This window comes from Yersinia sp. Marseille-Q3913 (assembly GCF_963892745.1).
GTDB lineage: Bacteria > Pseudomonadota > Gammaproteobacteria > Enterobacterales > Enterobacteriaceae > Yersinia > Yersinia bercovieri.
The window spans coordinates 1-1,539 of sequence record NZ_CAWQAF010000068.1; the positions used below are offsets into that span (position 1 = coordinate 1).

The following is a 1,539-nucleotide window of genomic DNA, read 5'->3' on the forward strand; positions in this document are numbered from 1 at the left end:
TGATAATGATGAATATACTTATGAGCAATTAAATGAAAATGATGAGATAGTTGCCTCTTATGTTGAAATTCATTCAACATCAACTTATCCACCTTTTGCAACAAGCATTACAGTGACAAAAAACTAGATTGATAATAGAAGGACGCGATTAATAACGTGTCCTTTTTTTTGTGCTGAATTAGTATTTACTTTAAAATTACGTACTTCCGTGTGATATTATCTAATTATGATATAATTTTAAGACAAATTAGTGGGTGAATATTTAAATGATGTATCATTATACAGACCTAAATGCCGCGAAATCCATCATAGAAAATTCAACAATTAGATTAACCGATATTCGTTTTTTGAATGATAAAAATGAATTTAATCAAGGCCTTGAAATTCTAAAGGCTGCAATGTGCGAATTTGTGTTCTCTAATGAAATAAATGATATAGCTTTTTTAGAGAAAGTAATTGAATGGAGAGATTTAGCGTTTGAAGAGTTAGAAAATTTTCATATAACTGAAGAGTTACTGTTTGTTAGTTCATTTAGTCGTTCCTGCGATCATTTAAACCAATGGCGTAGTTATGGTATGTTTTCTCTTGATTTTAATGAGGAGATATTCAAGGATAACCTTGAAGATGAAAATGTATATTTTTTAGAGTGTATCTACCATCATGATGAGGATTATCTTAGCGAAATTATCAATCGTGAAATACTGTTGCCTTTGTTTAAGGAATGGATTCCAAATGATGTAACTGGAATTAATGAGTTACTTTTCCTTAAATTTAAAGAGTTAGTCGCTATTCAAGCATTAGCATTCAAGCATGAAAGTTTTGAAGAAGAAAATGAAGTAAGAATTGTTTTTAGCGCTGAAGAAACCGATATGCGTATTAATTTTCGGGTGAAGAGTAATATGCTTATTCCTTATGTGGAAATTTCCTTTGATCCTAAGGCTATTACTTCATTATATGTAGGGCCAGTTCAAAACCAAAACATGACAGAGCAATCCGTAATAACGTTTAGAAATAATGTTGCTGAGAGTTTGATACGAAAAGAAAAAACTGATATTGAATATTTTCTAGATATTATATGTTCGGATATTCCTTATCGGGTTTTTTAGGTGGCATCAGTAGGTGGATGGGCGACTGATTAACAATTACCCTGTTTCGCCTTTACGCACAGAAACCCGAATAGCCCTCCTGCCCTACATTTTGTGTTCTATCAGTTGATGGTCGATACTCGATGTTGTGTTTAGCGCTGTCGGGTGAGGCTGTCCGGGGGCGTTCAGCCCTTGCCCATCAGTGCGGCACATTAGGGATTATTCCCCTTTGCGGCGTTTGAAAAAGTACGTTAGGAACGTAGCCATATGATTTTACGTTTATGACCGCATAGTATCGATGATGCTGGATTATGTTGATTTAATTACCAAGTTTATTAACACCCAAAACGCTGAAAAACCATGGGTAGACGCTTTTGTGAGGTAATATTATTAACGTTATCAGCCTGTCTAACTGGTTTGCACACAAAATTTATGGAAGTATATGCGCCGGAGT

Annotated in this window: 1 protein-coding gene; it reads left to right on the forward strand. The window is 34.3% G+C overall.

What is annotated here, in order from left to right; all coding sequences use genetic code 11:
• The first annotated feature begins 266 nt into the window (after positions 1 to 266).
• Positions 267 to 1,106, forward strand: coding sequence for a DUF2971 domain-containing protein (locus tag AACW11_RS18120; protein WP_050289043.1), 840 nt, complete (start codon positions 267 to 269; stop codon positions 1,104 to 1,106).
• Positions 1,107 to 1,539: the final 433 nt, after the last annotated feature.

Excerpts from the sequence above, each read along its gene's own strand:
- AACW11_RS18120 (WP_050289043.1), top strand. The coding sequence starts at position 267 with ATGATGTATCATTATACAGACCTAAATGCCGCGAAATCCATCATAGAA.